The sequence below is a fragment of the Mesorhizobium sp. WSM4989 genome (assembly GCF_029625795.1).
Lineage (GTDB): Bacteria > Pseudomonadota > Alphaproteobacteria > Rhizobiales > Rhizobiaceae > Mesorhizobium.
Window position 1 is genome coordinate 1,833,442 of the sequence record NZ_JARTVN010000001.1, and the last position, 18,997, is coordinate 1,852,438.

20 protein-coding genes are annotated in these 18,997 nt (G+C 64.6%); 16 read left to right on the plus strand and 4 right to left on the minus strand.

Going from position 1 to position 18,997, the window contains the following annotated elements:
- Window positions 1-39 precede the first annotated feature (39 nt).
- Window positions 40-930, minus strand: coding sequence for a DMT family transporter (locus tag P9217_RS08845; protein WP_095824309.1), 891 nt, complete (start codon window positions 928-930; stop codon window positions 40-42).
- Between the two features lie 23 nt (window positions 931-953).
- Between P9217_RS08845 and P9217_RS08850 the strand changes: the two genes are divergently transcribed.
- From P9217_RS08850 to P9217_RS08920, 15 genes are all read left to right on the plus strand, one after another.
- Complete coding sequence (locus P9217_RS08850; RefSeq protein ID WP_067324285.1) at window positions 954-1,643, plus strand: PIG-L deacetylase family protein; 690 nt, start codon at window positions 954-956, stop codon at window positions 1,641-1,643.
- 238 nt (window positions 1,644-1,881) lie between these two features.
- Window positions 1,882-3,213 carry an ABC transporter substrate-binding protein gene (locus tag P9217_RS08855; protein ID WP_278086194.1) on the plus strand — a complete coding sequence of 444 codons (1,332 nt, stop codon included), beginning with the start codon at window positions 1,882-1,884 and terminating at the stop codon, window positions 3,211-3,213.
- Between the two features lie 101 nt (window positions 3,214-3,314).
- The gene (locus P9217_RS08860) at window positions 3,315-4,262 is read left to right on the plus strand and encodes a sugar ABC transporter permease (RefSeq protein WP_127324858.1); all 948 of its coding nucleotides are present in this window, start codon (window positions 3,315-3,317) and stop codon (window positions 4,260-4,262) included.
- The gene (locus P9217_RS08865) at window positions 4,259-5,209 is read left to right on the plus strand and encodes a carbohydrate ABC transporter permease (RefSeq protein WP_095799230.1); all 951 of its coding nucleotides are present in this window, start codon (window positions 4,259-4,261) and stop codon (window positions 5,207-5,209) included. Before P9217_RS08860 ends, P9217_RS08865 begins: the two co-directional genes overlap by 4 nt.
- The gene (locus tag P9217_RS08870; protein ID WP_095799229.1) at window positions 5,206-5,412 is read left to right on the plus strand and encodes a hypothetical protein; all 207 of its coding nucleotides are present in this window, start codon (window positions 5,206-5,208) and stop codon (window positions 5,410-5,412) included. Before P9217_RS08865 ends, P9217_RS08870 begins: the two co-directional genes overlap by 4 nt.
- 2 nt (window positions 5,413-5,414) lie before the next feature.
- Window positions 5,415-6,521 (plus strand): ABC transporter ATP-binding protein, encoded by a 1,107-nt coding sequence (locus P9217_RS08875; protein ID WP_095799228.1) that lies wholly within the window; start codon window positions 5,415-5,417, stop codon window positions 6,519-6,521.
- Window positions 6,514-7,527, plus strand: a complete 1,014-nt coding sequence (locus P9217_RS08880; protein WP_127247722.1) for an ABC transporter ATP-binding protein — start codon at window positions 6,514-6,516, stop codon at window positions 7,525-7,527. Before P9217_RS08875 ends, P9217_RS08880 begins: the two co-directional genes overlap by 8 nt.
- 52 nt (window positions 7,528-7,579) lie before the next feature.
- Window positions 7,580-9,220: a dihydroxyacetone kinase subunit DhaK gene (locus tag P9217_RS08885; RefSeq protein WP_278086193.1), complete on the plus strand. Its 1,641-nt coding sequence runs from the start codon at window positions 7,580-7,582 to the stop codon at window positions 9,218-9,220.
- A gap of 10 nt (window positions 9,221-9,230) precedes the next feature.
- Window positions 9,231-9,830 carry a dihydroxyacetone kinase subunit DhaL gene (gene dhaL, locus P9217_RS08890; protein ID WP_278086192.1) on the plus strand — a complete coding sequence of 200 codons (600 nt, stop codon included), beginning with the start codon at window positions 9,231-9,233 and terminating at the stop codon, window positions 9,828-9,830.
- Window positions 9,830-10,219 (plus strand): dihydroxyacetone kinase phosphoryl donor subunit DhaM, encoded by a 390-nt coding sequence (gene dhaM, locus P9217_RS08895; RefSeq protein ID WP_067003489.1) that lies wholly within the window; start codon window positions 9,830-9,832, stop codon window positions 10,217-10,219. Before dhaL ends, dhaM begins: the two co-directional genes overlap by 1 nt.
- Before the next feature lie 19 nt (window positions 10,220-10,238).
- Window positions 10,239-10,541, plus strand: coding sequence for an HPr family phosphocarrier protein (locus P9217_RS08900; RefSeq protein WP_067003487.1), 303 nt, complete (start codon window positions 10,239-10,241; stop codon window positions 10,539-10,541).
- Between the two features lie 41 nt (window positions 10,542-10,582).
- Window positions 10,583-12,157 (plus strand): phosphoenolpyruvate--protein phosphotransferase, encoded by a 1,575-nt coding sequence (gene ptsP, locus P9217_RS08905; RefSeq protein ID WP_278086191.1) that lies wholly within the window; start codon window positions 10,583-10,585, stop codon window positions 12,155-12,157.
- A gap of 7 nt (window positions 12,158-12,164) precedes the next feature.
- Window positions 12,165-12,596, plus strand: a complete 432-nt coding sequence (locus P9217_RS08910; RefSeq protein WP_127247729.1) for a hypothetical protein — start codon at window positions 12,165-12,167, stop codon at window positions 12,594-12,596.
- 25 nt (window positions 12,597-12,621) lie between these two features.
- Window positions 12,622-13,608: a dihydroxyacetone kinase subunit DhaK gene (gene dhaK, locus P9217_RS08915; RefSeq protein ID WP_278086190.1), complete on the plus strand. Its 987-nt coding sequence runs from the start codon at window positions 12,622-12,624 to the stop codon at window positions 13,606-13,608.
- 58 nt (window positions 13,609-13,666) lie between these two features.
- Window positions 13,667-14,692 (plus strand): nucleotidyltransferase family protein, encoded by a 1,026-nt coding sequence (locus P9217_RS08920; protein ID WP_278086189.1) that lies wholly within the window; start codon window positions 13,667-13,669, stop codon window positions 14,690-14,692.
- Window positions 14,693-14,708: 16 nt separating this feature from the next.
- Here P9217_RS08920 and P9217_RS08925 read toward each other — a convergent pair whose 3' ends face one another.
- From P9217_RS08925 to P9217_RS08935, 3 genes are read right to left on the minus strand one after another with little or no spacing between them, the layout of a single operon-like run.
- Window positions 14,709-15,695 carry a serine kinase gene (locus tag P9217_RS08925; protein WP_278086188.1) on the minus strand — a complete coding sequence of 329 codons (987 nt, stop codon included), beginning with the start codon at window positions 15,693-15,695 and terminating at the stop codon, window positions 14,709-14,711.
- Complete coding sequence (locus tag P9217_RS08930; RefSeq protein WP_095799223.1) at window positions 15,692-16,126, minus strand: lasso peptide biosynthesis B2 protein; 435 nt, start codon at window positions 16,124-16,126, stop codon at window positions 15,692-15,694. The genes P9217_RS08925 and P9217_RS08930 overlap by 4 nt, the downstream gene beginning before the upstream one ends.
- Window positions 16,126-16,413, minus strand: a complete 288-nt coding sequence (locus P9217_RS08935) for a PqqD family protein (protein ID WP_095828113.1) — start codon at window positions 16,411-16,413, stop codon at window positions 16,126-16,128. The genes P9217_RS08930 and P9217_RS08935 overlap by 1 nt, the downstream gene beginning before the upstream one ends.
- A gap of 585 nt (window positions 16,414-16,998) precedes the next feature.
- Here P9217_RS08935 and P9217_RS08940 point away from each other — a divergent pair.
- The gene (locus P9217_RS08940) at window positions 16,999-18,906 is read left to right on the plus strand and encodes a propionyl-CoA synthetase (RefSeq protein WP_278086187.1); all 1,908 of its coding nucleotides are present in this window, start codon (window positions 16,999-17,001) and stop codon (window positions 18,904-18,906) included.
- Window positions 18,907-18,997: the final 91 nt, after the last annotated feature.

Here is an 18,997-nt window from a genome sequence, read left to right on the forward strand (position 1 = left end):
CAGCGGCCACGGTGAGCGCGCAACCTGTCCCGGAATTGCCTAAAGCCTGGTGCGCGTGAACGGGTTCCAGCGCACGGTGCCCAGCCGTACCTCCTCGCGAACCATGGTCAGCAGGCCCGAGGCGCCGAGCACTGCAAGGCCGGCCAGCGTCAGCAGGTCGGGATCTTCCTGGAAGAACAACGAGCCCAGCACCACCGCCCAGACGATCTGCGAATAGTGCGTCGGCGCGATCCGGTTGGCAGGCGCGTATTTGGCCGCGAGAAGCTGCAACAGCTGACCGCCGGCGGTGAAGGCGCCGGCCATGACCAGCCAGATCAGCTGCCTGCCATCCGGCAAGGTGAAGGACGTTGCCGCCACGCCGAGGCCATTGAACAGCAGGCCATAGCCGACAAGCACGCCGAGCATCGTCGTGCGCTTCTCCTGCTGCGCCAGCGACCGCATCAGGATGACGCTGGTAGCGGCAAGAAAGGCGATGGCGAAGGCCGCGAGGTGGCCGAGATGAAGTTCGCGGAAACCCGGCCTGACGACCAGCATGACCCCGGCAAATCCGGCGACCACGGCAAGCCATCGCCACGGCCCAACCTTCTCCCTCAGGATGAGAGTGGAGAGGATGGTGACGAACAAGGGCGCCAGGAAAATCAACGCGTAGACTTCCGCCAGCGGGATGGTGGTGAAGGCATAGACGCTGAGCACGCCCGATGCGATGCCCGCCCAGGCGCGGGCCTGCACGGCCCAGGGCCGGCTGGTGCGCCAGAAGTCGCGCCAGCGCTCATCGGCAGGCCTTGTGAAGAACAGGAAACAGCCGGCAAACAAGGTTACGAAGAAGCCGATCTCGAAGACGGTGAACTGCCCGCCCAGGCTCTTGATGACGGCATCGCTCCACGAATAGCTTGCATAGGCGATGAGGGCGAGCAGGATTCCGTTCGGCACGTTCCAATTCCGGGAGAAAAGAAGTGAAGATACTGGCGCTGGGGGCTCATCCCGACGATATCGAGATATTCATGTTCGGTACGCTGGCCGCCTATGCCGCGCTAGGCGCAGAGCTGACTTTTGCGATAGCCACGGACGGAGCCAAGGGCGGCACGGGCGATCCGAAGGCGCTTGTCAAAGCGCGGCGCGAGGAAGCGACCGAGGCGGCCACCCTGCTCGGCGTCACACCGCGTTTCCTCGATTTCCCCGACGGGGCGCTGGTTGCGGATGCCGCATTGATCGGCACACTCAAGGCGCTGATCGGCGAGGTGCAACCCGACCTCGCGATCACGCATGCGCCGAACGACTATCACGGCGACCACCGCGCGCTGTCGGATGGCGTGCGCATCGCGGCGTCCTTCGAGGTACCGGTGCTGCATGCCGACACACTGGGCGGCACAGGTTTCTCGCCGTCGCATTACGTCGACATTTCCAGCCACTGGGACCTCAAGGCGCAGGCCATTCTCGCGCATCGCTCACAGGGGCCCGAGCATTATCTCAACGGTGCACGCATGCAGAACGCGTTCCGCGCCGGCCAATGCAACGGCGCGCCCGGCGCGCTGGCCGAGGCGTTCCGGTTCGAGCCCCTCTTCCCCTTTGCCGACATCCGCGAGCTGCTGCCTCCGGCGCCGCGGATCCGGCCGGTCACGGTGGGCCCGAAGACCGTCAGGTAGCCGGCTGAAGCACGAGCCGCCAAGCACCAACAGTTATTTCCCAACGATTTCAAGCACCGCTTTCGTCATGCTGCGGCGCAGCAACGAATTCGCTTGCGTTGTTTAGTAAAAAGAGCATCACTAAACAAATTACTAAACATCGGCGACGCGGCGCGCGCCATGTTCAGGCCCTCGGAGGAGCGAGGTTGAGGCTTTTGAAACCGTCATCCGGACGCGTTTCGCAAATGGGAGGTAAGGCATGAAATCGACCTTGAAACTGGCGTTGGGACTGGCCTCGGCGGCACTCGCGTCGACCGCCGTCTCGAACGCGGCGCATGCGGAAGACCTGACGCTTTGCTGGGCGGCCTGGGATCCGGCCAACGCGCTCGTGGAACTGTCCAAGGACTTCACCAAGGAAACCGGCATCGGCATGAAGTTCGAATTCGTGCCGTGGACCAACTATGCCGACCGCTTCCTTAACGAGCTCAACTCACACGGCAAGCTCTGCGACCTGATCATCGGCGACAGCCAGTGGATCGGCGGCGCGGCCGAGAACGGTCATTACGTCAAGCTGAACGACTTCTTCGACAAGGAGAAGATCAGCATGGACGACTTCGTGCCGGCGACCGTCGTCGGCTATTCCGAATGGCCGAAGAACACGCCGAACTACTGGGCGCTGCCGGCCATGGGCGACGTGGTCGGCTGGACCTATCGCAAGGACTGGTTCTCGCGGCCGGAACTGCAGAAGGAGTTCAAGGAGAAATATGTCTGGGACCTCGCCCCGCCGACGACCTTCGACCAGCTGAAGCAGATCGCCGAGTTCTTCCAGAAGCGGCAGATCGACGGCAAGACCGTCTATGGCGCCTCGATCTACACCGAGCGAGGCTCGGAAGGCATCACCATGGGCGCCATGGACGTGCTTTACAGCTACGGCTTCCAGTATGAGAACCCGAAGAAGCCCTATGAGATGGACGGCTTCGTCAATTCCGAGAAATCGGTGAAGGGGCTGGAATTCTACAAGGCGCTCTATGATTGCTGCACGCCGCCTGGCGCCTCCAACAGCTACATGGGCGAAGGCGTCGATGCCTTCAAATCCGGCCAGGTGGCAATGCACATGAACTTCGCCTTCACCTGGCCCGGCCTGCAGAAGGACGAGAATGTCGGCGGCGACAAGATCGGTTACTTCGCCAATCCGAAAGGTCCCGACGGCGACCAGTTCGCGCAGCTCGGCGGCCAGGGCATTTCGGTGGTTTCCTACTCCGACAAGCAGGAATCGGCGCTGAAATACATCAAGTGGTTCGCCAACAAGGACGTGCAGGCCAAGTGGTGGTCGCTCGGCGGCTATTCCTGCCTGAATTCCGTCGTCAAGGATCCGAAGTTCCCGTCCAGCCAGCCCTATGCGCAGGCCTTCCTCGACTCCATGGCGATCGTGAAGGACTTCTGGGCAGAGCCGAGCTACGCGCCGCTGCTGCAGGCCTCGCAGAAGCGCTTCCACGACTATGTCGTCGCCGGCCAGGGCTCGGCCAAGGATGCGCTCGACGGCCTCGTCAAGGACTGGACGCAGATCTTCCAGGACGACGGCAAGATGTAAGGCTCCTCCCGAGCAGGTGCGTCCCGTGCCGCCTAGGCACGGGACGCAGTTCAGATAAATTCCAGCGCCGAGGCTGACCAGTGACCGATGCAGGACTAACCATGCTCAATCGGACTGCGGACAACGCTGCACGGGCCACACCCGGGCCGTTGGCCAAGAAGATCCGAGGCATCAGCGACAAGGGCCTCGCCTGGCTGTTCATTTCGCCGACGATCCTTCTGCTTTTAGCCATCAACATCTTCCCGCTGTTCTGGGCGATCTACCTCTCCTTCACCAATTACCGCGCCAACCGCCCGAACGAAGTGGTCAAGAATCTCGGGCTTTCCAACTACAGGCGCATCCTCGGCGACCAGGATATCTGGATCGCGATGCAGACGACGGCGCATTTCGTCTTCTGGACCATCCTGCTGCAGACGGTGATCGGCTTCGCGCTTGCCTGGCTGATCGACCGGAAATTCCGCGGCCACGCCATCTGGACCACGATCATCCTGGTGCCGATGATGCTGTCGCCGGCGGTGGTCGGCAATTTCTGGCGCTTCCTCTACGAGCCGCAGATCGGACTGTTCGCCTACGCCGTCTCGTTCCTCACCGGCATCCCGCCGACGAATGTCCAGATGCTGTCCAATGTCGAGCTGGCGCCATGGGCGATCATCATCGTCGACACCTGGATGTGGACGCCTTACGTGATGCTGATTTGCCTCGCGGGTCTGCGTTCCATCCCAGAATACATTTATGAAGCGGCCGAGGTCGACCGCGCCTCCAACTGGCGGCAGTTCTGGTCGATCACCCTGCCGATGGCGCTGCCCTTCATCATGCTGGCGGTGCTGTTTCGCGGCATCGAGAACTTCAAGATGTTCGACATGGTCAACCTGCTCACCGGCGGCGGACCGGGCTCGACCACCGAGGTCGCCTCGATCACGCTGAAGCGGCAGGCCTTCGAAAGCTGGCGCACCGGCTATTCCTCGGCCTTCGCCATCATCCTGTTCGTCGCGGTGTTCGGCCTTGCCAACATCTACGTCAAGGCACTCAACAAGGTGAAGCAGAGATGAGCCTGACCACCGCCCATTCCGTCGTCGCACCTTCGACGAACTCGAAGCGGATCGCCGGCGTGCTCGTCGTCGGCTACGCGCTGATCTCGATCGTGCCGCTCTTGTGGATCTTCGCCACCAGCTTCAAGACGCCGCCGGATTCGATTGCCTATCCGCCGAAGATCGTCTTCCAGCCGAGCATCGAAGGCTACTGCAACCTGTTCACGACGCGCACTAGGCAGACGCCGGAATATATCAACGCGCTCGGACCGGCGACCGGCTTCTGCGACGAGACGGTGCGCAAGCGAAACATGGTGATCGCCGGCCCGTCGAACTTCCTGCCGCGCTTCGTCAACTCGCTGATCATCGCCTTCGGCTCGACCTTCTGCGCGGTGTTCCTCGGCACGCTCTCGGCCTATGGCTTCTCGCGCTTCAAGGTGCCTTTGGCAGACGACCTCCTGTTCTTCATCCTGTCGACGCGCATGATGCCGCCGATCGCCGTCGCGATCCCGATCTACCTGATGTACCGCGAGCTCGGCCTCTCCGACACCGCGCTCGGCATGATCCTGCTCTACACCGCGGTCAATGTCTCGCTGGCGGTCTGGCTGCTCAAGGGCTTCATCGACGAGATCCCGCGCGAATACGAAGAAGCGGCGATGATCGACGGCTATACGCGGCTGCAGGCCTTCTGGCGCACGGTGCTGCCGCAGGCGACCACCGGCATTGCCGCGACCGCCATCTTCTGCCTGATCTTTGCCTGGAACGAATATGCGTTCGCCGCGCTTCTGACCTCCGGCACGGCGCAGACGGCGCCGCCCTTCATCCCGACCATCATCGGCGAAGGCGGCCAGGACTGGCCGGCAGTCGCCGCCGGCACGACGATATTCCTGGTGCCGATCCTGATCTTCACCATCCTGCTCCGCAAGCAATTGCTGCGCGGCATTACCTTCGGCGCGGTGCGCAAATGAGCACGATCCAGCCTGCAAAACGCAAATCGCGTTGGCCCGTCTGGGCAAGACGCGGCCTGATGGAAAACATCGCCACGGCGATCATCGCCATCGGTTTCCTGATGCTGTTCCAGTCTTTGGCGCTGTCGCTCTACAGCTATTCCTTCGTCACCATGCTCGCCGGCACCGCCATGTTCATCGTCGTCTCGAAATTCCCGGAATAGAAATGGCCGAGATCCGTGTTCAGAACCTGAGGAAAGCCTTCGGCGAGTTCGTTGCCGTGCAGGATTCCAATTTCGTTGTCGAGGACGGCGAGTTCTTCGTGATGCTCGGGCCGTCGGGCTGCGGCAAGACGACGACGCTCCGCATGATCGCCGGCCTCGAACTGCCCACCGGCGGCAAGATCCTGCTCGGCGGCGAGGACGTCACCATGCGCCGGGCGCGCGAGCGTGACATCGCCTTCGTCTTCCAGCTCTTCGCGCTCTATCCGCATATGAATGTGCGCAAGAACATCGGCTTCCCGCTGCTGGCGCAAGGCATGGCGTCGGCCGAGATCCGCGCCCGCGTCGAGGAGACCGCGAAGCTGCTGCGCATCGACCACCTGCTCGACAAGTCGGTCTCCGGTCTTGCCGGCGGCGACCGTCAACGCGTCGCGCTCGGCCGCGCCATCGTCAGGCGACCGAAATGTTTCCTGATGGATGAGCCGCTTGGAACCCTCGACACCGAGTTCCGCGATTTGATGGTGCATGAGCTGCGCGAGCTGCACAACCGCATCCACGCCACCACCGTCTATGTCACGCACGACCAGATGGAAGCGATGTCGATGGCCGACAAGATAGCGGTGATGAACCACGGCGTCATCGAGCAGTTCGGCAGCCCGCGCGAGATTTACGACCGGCCGGCCACGATGTTCGTCGCCGATTTCATCGGCTCGCCGCCGATGAACTTCTTGCGCTTCGGCGGTGGGCTCGCGAAGGGTGCGAAGGAGATCGTCGTGCAGGGCGCCAGGGTGACGGTCCCGGAAGTGCGCGAGGATATTGCGCCGGCCGACATGGCGCTTGGCATCCGCCCCGAGCACATCCGCTTCGATGATGCTTCGAAGCTGCGCGGCGCGATCTACGGCACCGAATATCTCGGCACCACGCAGATCGTCGCGGTGGAGACGGCTGACGGCATCATCAAGGCCCGGGTGCCGGCCGGAATCCATCTAAATACGGGCGAACAGGTAGGGCTGGCATTGAGCAGCACGCGGCTGTCGCTGTTCGAGAAAGGCACTGGACGCGCGGTGAAAACCGCCATGTACGATCAGGCAGTGGAGGCGCGCCATGGCTGACGTCCAGATTCAGGGTGTGACCAAGAGCTTCGGCGAGACAGTCGCGGTCAGCGATCTCGACCTGCAGATCAAGGACGGTGAGTTCGTCGTGCTGCTCGGGCCGACCGGCGCCGGGAAGACGACGACGCTCAGGCTGATCGCCGGGCTCGAGCGGCCGGACAGCGGCACGATTTACATCGGCGGCCATGATGCGACGGCGCTGTCGCCGGCCGAGCGCGATACGGCCTTCGTCTTCCAGCAATATTCGCTCTACCCGCATCTTTCGGTCTTCGACAACCTCGCCTTCCCGCTGCGCTCGCCGGCGCGGCGTTTTCCGGAGGAAGCAATCCGCCGCCGCGTCGAGGAAGTCGCGCGGATGGTGCGCATCGACCACAAGCTCAACAACCGCTCGACCAGGCTTTCGGGCGGCGAGATGCAACGCGTCGCCATCGGCCGCGCGCTGGTGCGAAAGCCCTCGATCTATCTGATGGACGAGCCGCTGTCCTCGCTCGACGCCAAGCTGCGCGCCGATCTCAGGCTCGAGCTGAAGCGCATCCAGTCCGAGCTCGGCGCCACTATGCTCTATGTCACGCACGACCAGATCGAGGCGATGACCATGGCCGACCGCATCGGCATCCTTTCCGAGGGCGTGCTGGTGCAGATCGGCACGCCGCGCGCGATCTATTCCGAGCCGGCAAACCTTCATGTCGCGGCTCGCCTCGGCCAGCCGGCGATCAACCTTCTGCCGGCAGGGTTGCTGCCCGACGGCGCCGCGCCCACCGGTACGACGACGATCGGCGCGCGCACCGAACATCTCGCGATCGAAAAGGCGGCGAACGGCCATGCCGACGGCGTCGTCGACTGGGTCGAGCATCTCGGCGACCAGAACCATCTGCATGTCACGGTGGGCGCCAAGAAGCTGGTGACGCTGACCGATCCCGACACGCCGCTCGCAAAGGGGGACAGAGTGACGATCCGCTATCGCTCGCCGCTTTATTTTGGGTCGGACGGTCAAAGATTGATGTAGCCGGCGCATCCGCACTTTTTGACGACCCGCAGATACGGACTGGACGAAATCCATGAAGCACTTTTTCAACCGCAAGGACTCGATCGTTACCGAAGCGCTGGACGGTTATCTGGCCACTGCCGGCTCCGGGGCGCTGGCGCGGCTCGACGGCTATCCGGAGATCAAGGTGGTGTTGCGCGCCGACTGGGACAAGGCGAAGGTCAGCGTCGTTTCGGGCGGCGGCGCGGGGCACGAGCCGTCGCATGCGGGCTTCGTCGGCGCCGGCATGCTGACGGCGGCTGTCTCCGGCGAGATCTTTGCTTCGCCGAGCGTCGAGGCGGTGCTGGCGGCGATCCGCGCGACGACCGGGCCGGCCGGCTGCCTGCTGATCGTCAAGAACTACACCGGCGACCGCCTCAACTTCGGCCTCGCCGCAGAAAAGGCCCGCGCCGAGGGCTTCGCGGTCGACATGGTGATCGTCGGCGACGACATCGCGCTGCCCGACATCGCACAGCCGCGCGGCATCGCCGGCACGCTGTTCGTGCACAAGATCGCCGGACATCTTTCCGAATCCGGCCATGACCTAGCCTCGGTCGCGGCGGCAGCGCGGGCGGCGGCGAAGGACATCGTTTCGCTCGGCATCTCGCTCTCCTCCTGCTCGATCCCCGGCCAGACCCACGAGGACCGCTTCGGCGCCGGCGATGGCGAACTCGGTCTCGGCATCCATGGCGAGCCGGGCGTGGAGCGCATAACCCTGCAGAGCGCCAGTGCGCTCGTCGCCATCATGGCCGACCGCCTCGCGGCCCGGCTCGATGCCGGCAGCCGCTATGCCTTGCTGATCAACAATCTCGGATCGGTACCGCCGCTCGAAATGTCGTTGATCGCCAATGCCGTGCTGGCCTCGCCGCTGGCAAAAGCGGTGACGCTGACGATCGGTCCCGGACATCTGATGACCGCGCTCAACATGAACGGGTTTTCGCTGTCGCTGATCAGGCTCGAGGCGGAGCGCGAGGCGGCGCTGCTGGCGCCGGTCGGCCCGCATGCCTGGCTGCCGGCCAGGCCGGTTCGCCCGCCGGTCGTGGTGGCCACAGCCCAGCCGGCAGGTCGCGACATCGCCAAGGCGGCCAGCCGTGACGCCGGCGCCGAGCGGCTCATTGCTGCGGTCTGCGAGAAGCTGATCTCGCTCGAGGAGGCTCTGAATGGCCTCGACGCCAAAGCCGGCGACGGCGACACCGGATCGACGGTGGCGACCGGCGCACGCAGCGTGCTCGACCGCGTCGACACGCTGCCGCTTGCGGACAAGGCCGCAACGCTCGCCACAATCGGCGATACATTGGGAACTTCTATGGGCGGTTCCAGCGGCGTGCTTTTGTCGATCTTCTTCACGGCTGCCGCGCAGTCGCTCAACGGCGGCGCGCCGCTCAGCAAGGCGCTGCTCGCCGGCCTTGACCGCATGACCTTCTACGGCGGCGCGAAGCTCGGCGACCGCACAATGGTCGACGCCCTGGAGCCGGCTCTGAAGGCGCTCGACACGAACGGGCTGGAGGCGGCTGCTTCGGCCGCGCGGAGCGGCGCGCAGGCGACGGCGGCGATGCAGAAGGCGAAGGCCGGTCGCTCGGCCTATATCGGCCGCCAGCTTGACATAGCGGATCCGGGCGCGTTTGCAGTTGCCGAGGCGTTCGCGGCCGTGGTGGCCATGTTCGCCCCGGCGTGAAGGACAGGCGATGGCCGCATCCGATTTCTCACAATTGATCGCGGCAACTACGGATACGATCGCGGCGCATGCCGACGAGCTGACCGCGCTCGACCAGGCGATCGGCGACGGCGACCATGGGCTGAACATGAAGCGGGGCTTCGAGGCGGTGCGCGCCGAAAAGGCCGCAATCGCGGCAAAACCGCTGCCGGACGCGCTGAAGGCGATCGGCACCAAGCTGGTGATGACCGTCGGTGGAGCCTCCGGGCCCTTGTTCGGTACTCTGTTCATGGCGCTCGGCAAGGAACTGTCCGGCACGCCCGACCGCGCCGCGCTGACAGCGGCGCTGGGTAAGGCGATCGAGGCGGTTTCGGCGCGCGGCAAATCGCAGCCGGGGCAAAAAACGATGCTCGACGTGCTGCAGCCGGTGTATGAGGCACTGGCGCAGGGCAAGACGGCTGGCGCAATCGCAGACGCCGCCGACAAGGCGGCCGAGGCCACCGTGCCGATGAAGGCCTTGCGTGGGCGCGCCTCTTTCCTGGGGGAGCGCTCGATCGGGCATATGGACGCCGGGGCGCGGTCGACCGCGCTCTTGGTGCGCGCAGTCGCTGAAGCAATCGAGGGTTCTTGATGAGCAATGTCGGTATCGTCATCGTCTCGCATTCGCCGCTGGTCGCCGAAGGCACGGCCGACATGGTGCGCCAGATGGTGGGCGACGAAGTGCCGCTTGCATGGTGCGGCGGAAACGGCCATGGCGGGCTGGGCACCAGCGTCGAGGCGATCATGGGCGCGATCGAAAAGGCCTGGTCGGAAGCGGGCGTCGCCATCCTGGTCGATCTCGGCGGCGCCGAGACCAACAGCGAGATGGCGGTGGAAATGATCGGAGAGCCGCGCTCCCGCAGAATAGTCGTCTGCAACGCGCCGATCGTCGAGGGCGCGGTGATGGCGGCGACGGAATCTTCCGGGGGTGCCTCGCTCAAGGAAGTGGTGGCGACGGCGCATGAATTGTCGCCGTCGTGAGTGAACGGGAATCGACTGAATGTCCGCATCCGCCGAAGCCACGGTTCTGATCACCCACGAGGTGGGCCTGCACGCGCGCCCTTCGGTGAAGTTCACCAAGCTCGCCAAGTCGTTCGCGGCCGAGGTGGAGGTGGCAGTCGCCGCCAACGGCCCCTGGTTCGATGCCAAGAGCATCGTCAAGGTCATGGCGGCCAAGGCGCCGAAAGGAACCGTGCTGCACATAAGGGCGCGAGGCGACGGCGCAAGCAACGCGGTCGAAGCGCTGGTCGGCCTGGTGCAGCGCGATTTCGACGAGGATGCGGATCATGCCCGCTCCGCTTGAGCCGGGTCTGCCGCCCTCTCAATCCGCAAGGAATGCGGGCCATGCGGATTGAGGGCATCCCTGCCTCTCCCGGCTACGCCGAAGGGCCGCTGTTCAACCTCGACCGTCCACCGGCTGCTTATGTGGCCAAGGCGAGCGAGGCGGAGGAGAAAGCAGCGCTGAAGGCGGCCATCGGCAGGGCGGTGAGCCGGCTGACCTCGCTTGTCGAGACGGCCGATGGCGATGCCGCCGGCATCCTCGAATTCCACATCGCCATGCTGGAGGACGTCGCGCTGAGCGCGCCCGCCTTCGCGGCGCTCGGCTCCGGAGAGCCGGCCGACGCTGCCTGGCGGCAAGCACTGGATGCCGAGATCGCCGGCTATGAGGCGTCCGACCAGGACTATTTCCGGGCACGCGCCTCGGACTTGCGCGACATCCGCGACCAGGTGCTGCGAGCGCTGAGCGAGGATAGCGAGACCGCGGCGCCCCTCGGCGCCATCCTCTATGGCCTGGACATCGCGCCGACGCGTTTCCTCGAAACCGACTGGAGCAGAGGCGGCGGCATTGCGCTCGAGGCCGGCAGCACCGCCAGCCATGTCGCCATGCTGGCACGCTCGCGCGGCGTGCCGATGGTGGTGGGGATTGGTGCCTTTGCGGACGAGCCCACCGGAAACGCGCTGCTCGACGCCGAGCATGGCGGCATCGTGTTCTCGCCCTCGCCGAAGGAGATCGAGGCGTTCCGGCAATCATCCTCCTCCTTCGCGGCGCGACAAGGCCAGGCGCAGACTTTTCTCGCCCAGCCGGCGGCGACCAAGGCCGGCACGTCGGTGCGGGTGCAGGTAAACATTGCCTACCCTTCCGATGTCGACGGCATCGACATTGCGACCTGTGATGGCGTCGGGCTCATGCGCACCGAATTCCTGTTCGGCAAGGCCCTGCCGGACGAGGAGACACAGTACCAAGCCTACCGCAAGGTGCTGGAATGGGCCGGAGAAAAACCGGTGACCATCCGCACCATCGATGCCGGCGGCGACAAACCGATCCCCGACTTCACCGTCGAGGAGACCAACCCGTTTCTCGGCCTGCGCGGTATCAGGCTGTCGCTGGCGCGGAGCGACATCTTCCGGGTGCAAATCCGGGCATTGCTGCGCGCCGCCGTACACGGCAATCTGAAGGTGATGTTTCCGATGATCGCCATGGCCGAAGAGTACAGGCAGGCCGCCGCGTTGTTTGCGGAGGAAGAGGCCGCTCTCGTGTCGCGCGGTGTTGCGCACAAGCTGCCGCCGCTGGGCATCATGGTCGAGGTCCCTTCGGTGGCCATCGCGCCGGAGGCTTTTGCCGACGTTGCCTTCTTCTCGATCGGCTCCAACGACCTGACGCAATATGTGATGGCAGCCGCGCGTGACAACGCCGCCGTTGCACATCTCAACGCTGTCCGCCATCCGGCTGTGATGCGGCTGATCGCTTCGGTCGCGGCCTTCGGGCGCGAGAAAGGAATTCCGGTCAGCCTCTGCGGCGATGCCGGCGGCGATCCGGCCGCCATTCCGGCGCTGATTGAGGCCGGCCTGCGCGACCTATCGGTGGCTCCGGCGCAACTCGCCATGGCCAAGGCGGCCATAGCGGACGTTCCGGTGTAAGCACAGCATGGCCAAGCCTGCCAAGATACAAGAAGCCGGCGCGGAAGACGCGATCCGCGCGTATAAGACCATCCTGTCGCAAGTCATCGACCAGCGGCCTTCCGGCATGCGCCAGCGACTTGCCGATGCGCTCGGCAAGCATCGCAGTTTCGTCACGCAAATCTCCAGCCCGGCCTATTCGATCCCCATCCCGTCGAAGCATTTGCCGGCCATCTTTTCCGTCTGCCATTTCAGCCCGGCCGAGCGCGACCAGTTCCTGGCCGCCTATCACCAGGCGCATCCGGGCAAGCTGCCGGCGGCTTCGGGTCCGCGCAAGACGCGCCACGTCTCGCTCATCGTGCCGGATTTCGGCGACGACAAGCAGAACGCAGCGCTCGACCGAGCGATCAACGAATTCATCCAGAAGATCACCAGCATCGCCGGCAGGGGCAGCGGCTGAGCGATCTCTATTCGGGAGGACTGCCATGAAGAAGTTTCTGAATTCGGTGGACACGGTCCTCACCGAAAGCCTCGATGGCTTCGTCGCTGCGCATTCCGACATCCTCGCGATCGGCGACGAGCACAAATTCGTTCGCCGCAAGACGCTGAAACCGGGCAAGGTGGCGCTGATCTCGGGCGGCGGCTCGGGCCACGAGCCGCTACATGGCGGGCTGGTTGGCCATGGCATGCTGGACGCCGCCTGCCCCGGCCAGGTCTTCACCTCGCCGACGCCCGACCAGATGCTCGCGGCCGCGCAAGCCGTCGACACCGGCGCCGGCTGCCTGTTCATCGTCAAAAACTATGAAGGCGACGTGATGAATTTCGACATGGCCGCCGAAATGTCGGACGGCGTTCTGCAGGTGGTGACCAATGACGACGTCGCGGTCGAGAATTCATCCTACACCACCGGTCGGCGCGGCGTGGCCGGCACGCTGGTGGTGGAGAAGATCGTCGGCGCCGCGGCCGAGCAAGGCATGCCACTGCCCGAGCTCAAGGCGCTGGGCGACCGCGTCAACGCCGCGACGCGCTCGATGGGCGTGGCGCTCACCAGTTGCACGGTGCCGGCTGCTGGCAGGCCGACTTTCGACATTGGCGACAACGAGATGGAATTCGGCGTCGGCATCCATGGCGAGCCCGGCCGGCGGCGCGATGAGCTGAAGAGTGCCGACGCCATCGCCGAGGAGATCTGCACGGCAATCCTCGGCGATCTTGGTGACCGCGCCAGGGGACCGGCGCTTCTTTTCGTCAACGGCTTCGGCGGCACGCCGTCGATGGAGCTTTATTTGATGTACAACAACGCGCGAAAAATCTTTGAGAAGAGAGGCGTGACGGTGACCCGCTCGCTGGTCGGCTCCTATGTCACCTCGCTCGACATGGCAGGCTGCTCGATCACGCTGACGATGCTCGAGGATGAGACGACGGCGCTTTGGGACGCCCCGGTGCACACGGCGGCGCTGCGCTGGGGGATGTAGCGTCGCGCGGGCTTTTCTGCGACCATGGTCGCCTGTTGTTCGAGATATTGCCCGGTTGATGCTGCTCCCGCTTTCGCCTGCCGAAGAAAAACTGCTGCTCGAATTTGCCGATCCGGAGGCGCCGCCCGAGCGGGGCGGGGCCCTCTCGGCAAGCAGCCTCATTGCGCTGCTCGCCAATGCCGAGTTCCACGGCGTGCTGTCGATCATGCTGCGCAAGCTTCGGGAAATCGGCGAGGCCGATCTGCCGAACGATGCCGCCCTGCGGCAAAAACTCTCCGGGCTTCGCGATCAGGCGACACTGGCGACCGGGCAGTCGATGCTGCTGCAATATCACGGCGACCGCATCATGAAGGCCTTGGCCGCGAAAGGCGTTGCGGCTCGCATCGTCAAGGGCCCGGTGTTCGCGCGCAAGCTTTATCGCCATGCTGCCGATCGGCCGTTCACCGACATCGACATACTTGTCGATCCGGCCAGCATCGGCGAGGCCAACAACGTGATCGCCGAATGCGGCTTCACGCTTGGCAGCGGCGAGGTCGAATCGCATGAGTTGCAGGAGTTCAAGTGGCTGGAGAAGGAGAACTCCAGTCTGCTGATCGAGCTGCACGGCAATCTGGTGCATGACACCGGCATGCGGCGGCGCCTGTCGCTCGGCTTCCGCGAGTTGCAGATCATTGACGGCGGCGAGGCCGACACGCCGGCGTCGCTGCTCACCATCGCCATCGTTCATGCCGCCGGAGGCCACAAATTCCACCGGCTGCAGCTCTGTATCGACGTGCTGCAAGGTGTGCGCGCTCTGCAATCGCCGGAATCCGAAGCGCGCCTTCTCGATGCCGCGCGTATGACCGGCATCGAACTCGAGCTGGCGACCGTGCTCAATGTGACCGGGCGGCTGTTCGACGAGCCGCGCGCGATCGCCCTTGCCAACCGCATCGAGCCCGATCTGTCGATACGGCTCGCCAAATGGCTGATCACCGGCAACATGCTGATCAGGGTCAATTCGCGGGACAAGATGCGCTCGCGCCTTAGCCGCGACGCCTTCCGCTGGGTCCAGCGGCTTGCCCGGCCAAGGCCCAATCCGGCCTGAAGGCCCGTTTGGAGATCTACTCCTCCACCGCGCCGCGGATCAGCCCCGCTGCATCGGCCGGGCTCGAGCCGACTTCCAGGGTGAAAGTGGGGACGGCCCTGACCAGTGCCGCGATCGACGCCATCCGCCGTTGCTGCATCGGCAACAGGCCGGTCAGGCCGGTCCTGACATTGTCGGTGGCAAGCGCGACCATCGCATCGGTCCTGGCCAAGCGCGTGAGCCGGGTGTGGCCGTCGGTCGAGCGCGCCAGATGCAGCAGCGCCGAGACCGGCCTGGGACGGACGTCCTCGATGCGAATGATCTCGGCGAGACGCTCCAGCGAGACGGCCTGCTCGCCCTCGGCGTCCCATCTGTCGCCAAGGCAGGGCGAGAGGAATGGCAGCATCGCCGCGGTGTTGCGATGGATTTTCACCTTGCGCGGCATGCCCCAGGCCAGGGTGCCTTCAGATGTTGCGCCGAGGATCATCACATCGTCCGAGCATAGGCCGAAGCCCTGCGATGCCAGCGCCATTGAAGTCGTCGACTTGCCAGTGCCGCTTGGCGCATGGATCAGCACGAGCGCCCCACTATCGGGCAGCGCCAGACCGGCGGTATGGAGCATGTACTGCCCGCCGGAATCGAGCGCGGCATCCAGCACCATCATCAGCAGCGTCCATTTGACCTTGCTGTCGGGATGAACGCGGATTTCGGCCGAGCCCTCGTCGGCACGGATCGAGGCCGTCTGGAGGCCGGGAAAGACCAGATGGACGACGTCGCCGGCGTCGATGATGCGGCAATGGCCGTCCAGCGGCACTTCGCCGTCGAAGGCGAGCTTCCCCTCCGGGTTTTCGGGCAGCGCCGACGTTTCGAGGATATCGATGCGAAAGCCGGGTTCGACCGCTTCATTGACGCGCAATGTGCCGAGCATCAGATCGAAGCTCGGCCAGAGCTCGGCGCGCTCTGCCGATATGCCGATGACCCGGCCGTTGAGGTCATAGCAAACGGTGGCTGCGGCGCCGGTCAAGCGGCGCGCGCCTTCACGCTGCCGCCGGGGTGGCGATAGATTTCAACCATGTCGGGAAGGCTGTCGCTGACCACCGGCTTGCCGTCGAGGCAAACCCAGCAATGCGCCGAAAGGCGCGGCTCATGCATCGATTTGGCATCGACACCGAAATGGAGGTCGGGGTTGAAACCCGCCATCCGCAGGAAGCGGAAACCGAGCAGCCCTTCCCTCAGGCATCTGCGATCACGCATCACCCAGGGATGCCGAACCGTGCGGTTGACGCGGCTGACGACGTAGCTGCATGGCAGGCCACGATAGGGTGTGGGCAATTGCAGCGGCGCCAATTTCAGCACGCTTTCGAAATCGCGCCGGGCGACCAGTACCGGTATCAGCCGGGCGCTGAGCCACAGATGAGTGCGGAACAGGGCGCGCAGGAACGGTCCGCCGGCCATCACGCGCCCGGGTCGGCAAGGATGCCTTCGGCCACCAGCTCGGCGGCCAGCGCCGTCATGTCGTCGCCGAGCGTCGCCTTGTCGACCTCGAATTCTTCCGACAGCAGATCGACGATGTGGTCGAGGCTGCGGGCGCCGTCGACCTTGTCGAGGAACGCTTCGGTGGTGGCGTTGCAGGTGTAAAGCTGGCCGCTGCGCGCCAGAAGCACCACGGCGCCGTCGCCGACATGCTGCACGGAGGCGTCGTCCGCCATCCGCAGAACCGTTTCAAAGGCGATTTCAGCCATACGCCCGCTCCCTATGCCGAACTGCAATTAGCGCGGCATGCCGTCGCTGTCCATTGCCAAGCGGGCAACGCTGCGTGTCAGACGGCCGGGCTATCGGGCCGCTCGGGCCCGCAACGATGCTCGACAGCTTCCCGCGCCTGACCGGAACCGGTTTTTCGTAAGTTCTTTTCGTCAAAACTTCCCCGGAAAGACTATCCAACTCGCGCGAGAATGATGGTGGGCTGGAACCACTATCAAGCCGCCGTTCGCGCCAGGGTTGCCATCTTTCCCATAAGTAAGCTAAGAGTCTGCCGGCTTTTTGGGGAGTGGACAGTATGCGTTACAACTGGGATCGTGCTCCGACGGCATTCGAACGCCATCGGAAGGCATTGGCGGCCGCCATTCTAATAGCCGGCGGTGTCGGGCTGATGCTGGCAGCACTGCCGCTCTAAGCCGAATTCACTTGCTGACGTCATAGCGCGCTCCGATCCGGGAGCGGCTGGATCCGTTTGCCGGCAACGCCGACCAAAATGCGAGGAGACATGGCCGGCCAAAGCGGCTTAGGCTATTGCCATACGACGGAATGTTCCTGGGGAGGAAAAGTCGATGGCCTCACGTTACCACGAAGTCTATGAGGGCTGGAAACGCGACCCCATAGCGTTCTGGGCCGAAGCGGCCAAAGCGATCGACTGGTATTCGCCAGCCGAAAAGGTCTTCGATCCGGCGGCGGGCGTCTATGGCCGCTGGTTCACAGGCGCCACCTGCAACACCTGCTTCAATGCCATCGACCGCCACGTGGCGGGGGGGCGCGCCGACCAGCTGGCGCTGATCCATGACAGCGCGATCACCGGCACGATCCGGAAATTCACCTATGCCGAACTGAAGCGCGAGGTGGTCGCGCTCGCCTCTGTCCTCAAGAACCGTGGCATCGGCAAGGGAGATCGGGTGATCATCTACATGCCGATGGTGGCGGAAGCGGCGATCGCCATGCTCGCCTCGGCCCGCATCGCCGCCGTGCATTCAGTGGTGTTCGGCGGCTTCGCCTCGCATGAGCTCGCGACCCGCATCGACGACGCCAGGCCGAAGCTGATCATCACCGCTTCCTGCGGCCTGGAGCCGGGACGCGTCGTCGCCTACAAGCCGCTGCTCGACAAGGCGATCGAGATGTCGAAGCACAAGCCCGATGCCTGCCTGATCCTGCAGCGCGAGCAATTGCACTGCGAGATGAAGGACAATTACGACATCGACTATGCCGATGCGGTCGCCCGCGAGCGCGCCGCCGGCGCCAATGTCGACTGCGTTCCGGTCTTGGCCACCGACCCGCTCTACATCATCTACACCTCCGGCACGACCGGGCAGCCGAAGGGCATCGTGCGCGACAATGGCGGTCACATGGTCGCGCTGAAATGGACGATGGAAAACGAGTTCGGCGTCAACCCCGGCGAGGTGTTCTGGGCGGCCTCGGACGTCGGCTGGGTGGTCGGCCATTCCTACATCGTCTATGGGCCGCTTCTGCATGGCTGCACCAGCGTGCTCTTCGAAGGCAAGCCGATCGGCACGCCGGACGCCGGCACCTACTGGCGGGTGATCTCGGAACACGGTGTGGTGGCGCTGTTCACGGCGCCGACCGCCTTTCGCGCCATCAAGGGGCAGGATCCGCGCGGCGAGTTCGTGCCGAAATACGATCTGTCGAAATTCCGCACGCTGTTCCTCGCCGGCGAGCGCGCCGACCCCGAGACCATCAAATGGGCAGAGCAGAAGCTCAACCGTCCGGTGATCGACCATTGGTGGCAGACCGAGACCGGCTCGCCAATGACCATCAACCCGGCCGGGCTCGGGCTTTTGCCGGTGAAATACGGCTCGCCGGGCGTGCCGATGCCGGGCTACGATATTCGCATTCTCGACGATGCCGGCCACGAGGTGCCGCGCGGCACGCTCGGCAATGTCGTGGTCAAGCTGCCGCTGCCGGCAGGCTGCCTGCCGACGCTCTGGAACGCCGACGCCCGCTTCCGCCAAGCCTATCTCGAGGAGTTCCCCGGTTTCTACAAGACGGCCGACGCCGGCATGATGGACGAGGACGGCTATCTCTACGTCATGGCCCGCACCGACGACATCATCAACGTCGCCGGGCACCGCCTCTCGACGGGCGCGATGGAGGAGGTGCTGGCCGCGCATCCGGACGTCGCCGAATGCGCCGTGATCGGCATCGCCGACGCGATGAAAGGCCAGGTGCCGCTCGGCTTCGTCGTGCTCAACGCCGGTGTGGCGCGCGACACCGGCGCCATCGAAAGCGAGGTCGTAGGCCTAGTGCGCGAACGGATCGGACCGGTCGCAGCCTTCAAGACGGTGGTGACGATCAAGCGGCTGCCGAAGACGCGCTCCGGCAAGATCCTGCGCGGCACGATGCAGAAGATCGCCGACAAGGAGGAATGGACGATGCCGGCGACCATCGACGATCCTGCGATCCTCGACGAGATCACGGCGGCGCTCAAGGGGCGCGGCATCGGGATCTAGCCGTCTCGCGGGATCGCAACGCGAGGCGGCCTAGCGAATTCATCCTGCGCTGCAATCGACTGTTGTGCAATGCAGCAGCACCCCCTAGAAG

Bases quoted from the DNA above. Each gene is read 5' to 3' on its own strand.
- P9217_RS08875 (WP_095799228.1), top strand. From the start codon at position 5,415: ATGGCCGAGATCCGTGTTCAGAACCTGAGGAAAGCCTTCGGCGAGTTC.
- P9217_RS08910 (WP_127247729.1), top strand. From the start codon at position 12,165: ATGGCCAAGCCTGCCAAGATACAAGAAGCCGGCGCGGAAGACGCGATC.
- P9217_RS08930 (WP_095799223.1), bottom strand. From the start codon at position 16,126: ATGGCCGGCGGACCGTTCCTGCGCGCCCTGTTCCGCACTCATCTGTGG.
- dhaL (WP_278086192.1), top strand. From the start codon at position 9,231: ATGGCCGCATCCGATTTCTCACAATTGATCGCGGCAACTACGGATACG.
- P9217_RS08870 (WP_095799229.1), top strand. From the start codon at position 5,206: ATGAGCACGATCCAGCCTGCAAAACGCAAATCGCGTTGGCCCGTCTGG.
- P9217_RS08880 (WP_127247722.1), top strand. From the start codon at position 6,514: ATGGCTGACGTCCAGATTCAGGGTGTGACCAAGAGCTTCGGCGAGACA.
- P9217_RS08920 (WP_278086189.1), top strand. From the start codon at position 13,667: ATGCTGCTCCCGCTTTCGCCTGCCGAAGAAAAACTGCTGCTCGAATTT.
- ptsP (WP_278086191.1), top strand. From the start codon at position 10,583: ATGCGGATTGAGGGCATCCCTGCCTCTCCCGGCTACGCCGAAGGGCCG.
- P9217_RS08900 (WP_067003487.1), top strand. From the start codon at position 10,239: ATGTCCGCATCCGCCGAAGCCACGGTTCTGATCACCCACGAGGTGGGC.
- P9217_RS08860 (WP_127324858.1), top strand. From the start codon at position 3,315: ATGCTCAATCGGACTGCGGACAACGCTGCACGGGCCACACCCGGGCCG.
- P9217_RS08940 (WP_278086187.1), top strand. From the start codon at position 16,999: ATGGCCTCACGTTACCACGAAGTCTATGAGGGCTGGAAACGCGACCCC.
- P9217_RS08855 (WP_278086194.1), top strand. From the start codon at position 1,882: ATGAAATCGACCTTGAAACTGGCGTTGGGACTGGCCTCGGCGGCACTC.
- dhaM (WP_067003489.1), top strand. From the start codon at position 9,830: ATGAGCAATGTCGGTATCGTCATCGTCTCGCATTCGCCGCTGGTCGCC.
- P9217_RS08865 (WP_095799230.1), top strand. From the start codon at position 4,259: ATGAGCCTGACCACCGCCCATTCCGTCGTCGCACCTTCGACGAACTCG.
- dhaK (WP_278086190.1), top strand. From the start codon at position 12,622: ATGAAGAAGTTTCTGAATTCGGTGGACACGGTCCTCACCGAAAGCCTC.
- P9217_RS08885 (WP_278086193.1), top strand. From the start codon at position 7,580: ATGAAGCACTTTTTCAACCGCAAGGACTCGATCGTTACCGAAGCGCTG.
- P9217_RS08935 (WP_095828113.1), bottom strand. From the start codon at position 16,413: ATGGCTGAAATCGCCTTTGAAACGGTTCTGCGGATGGCGGACGACGCC.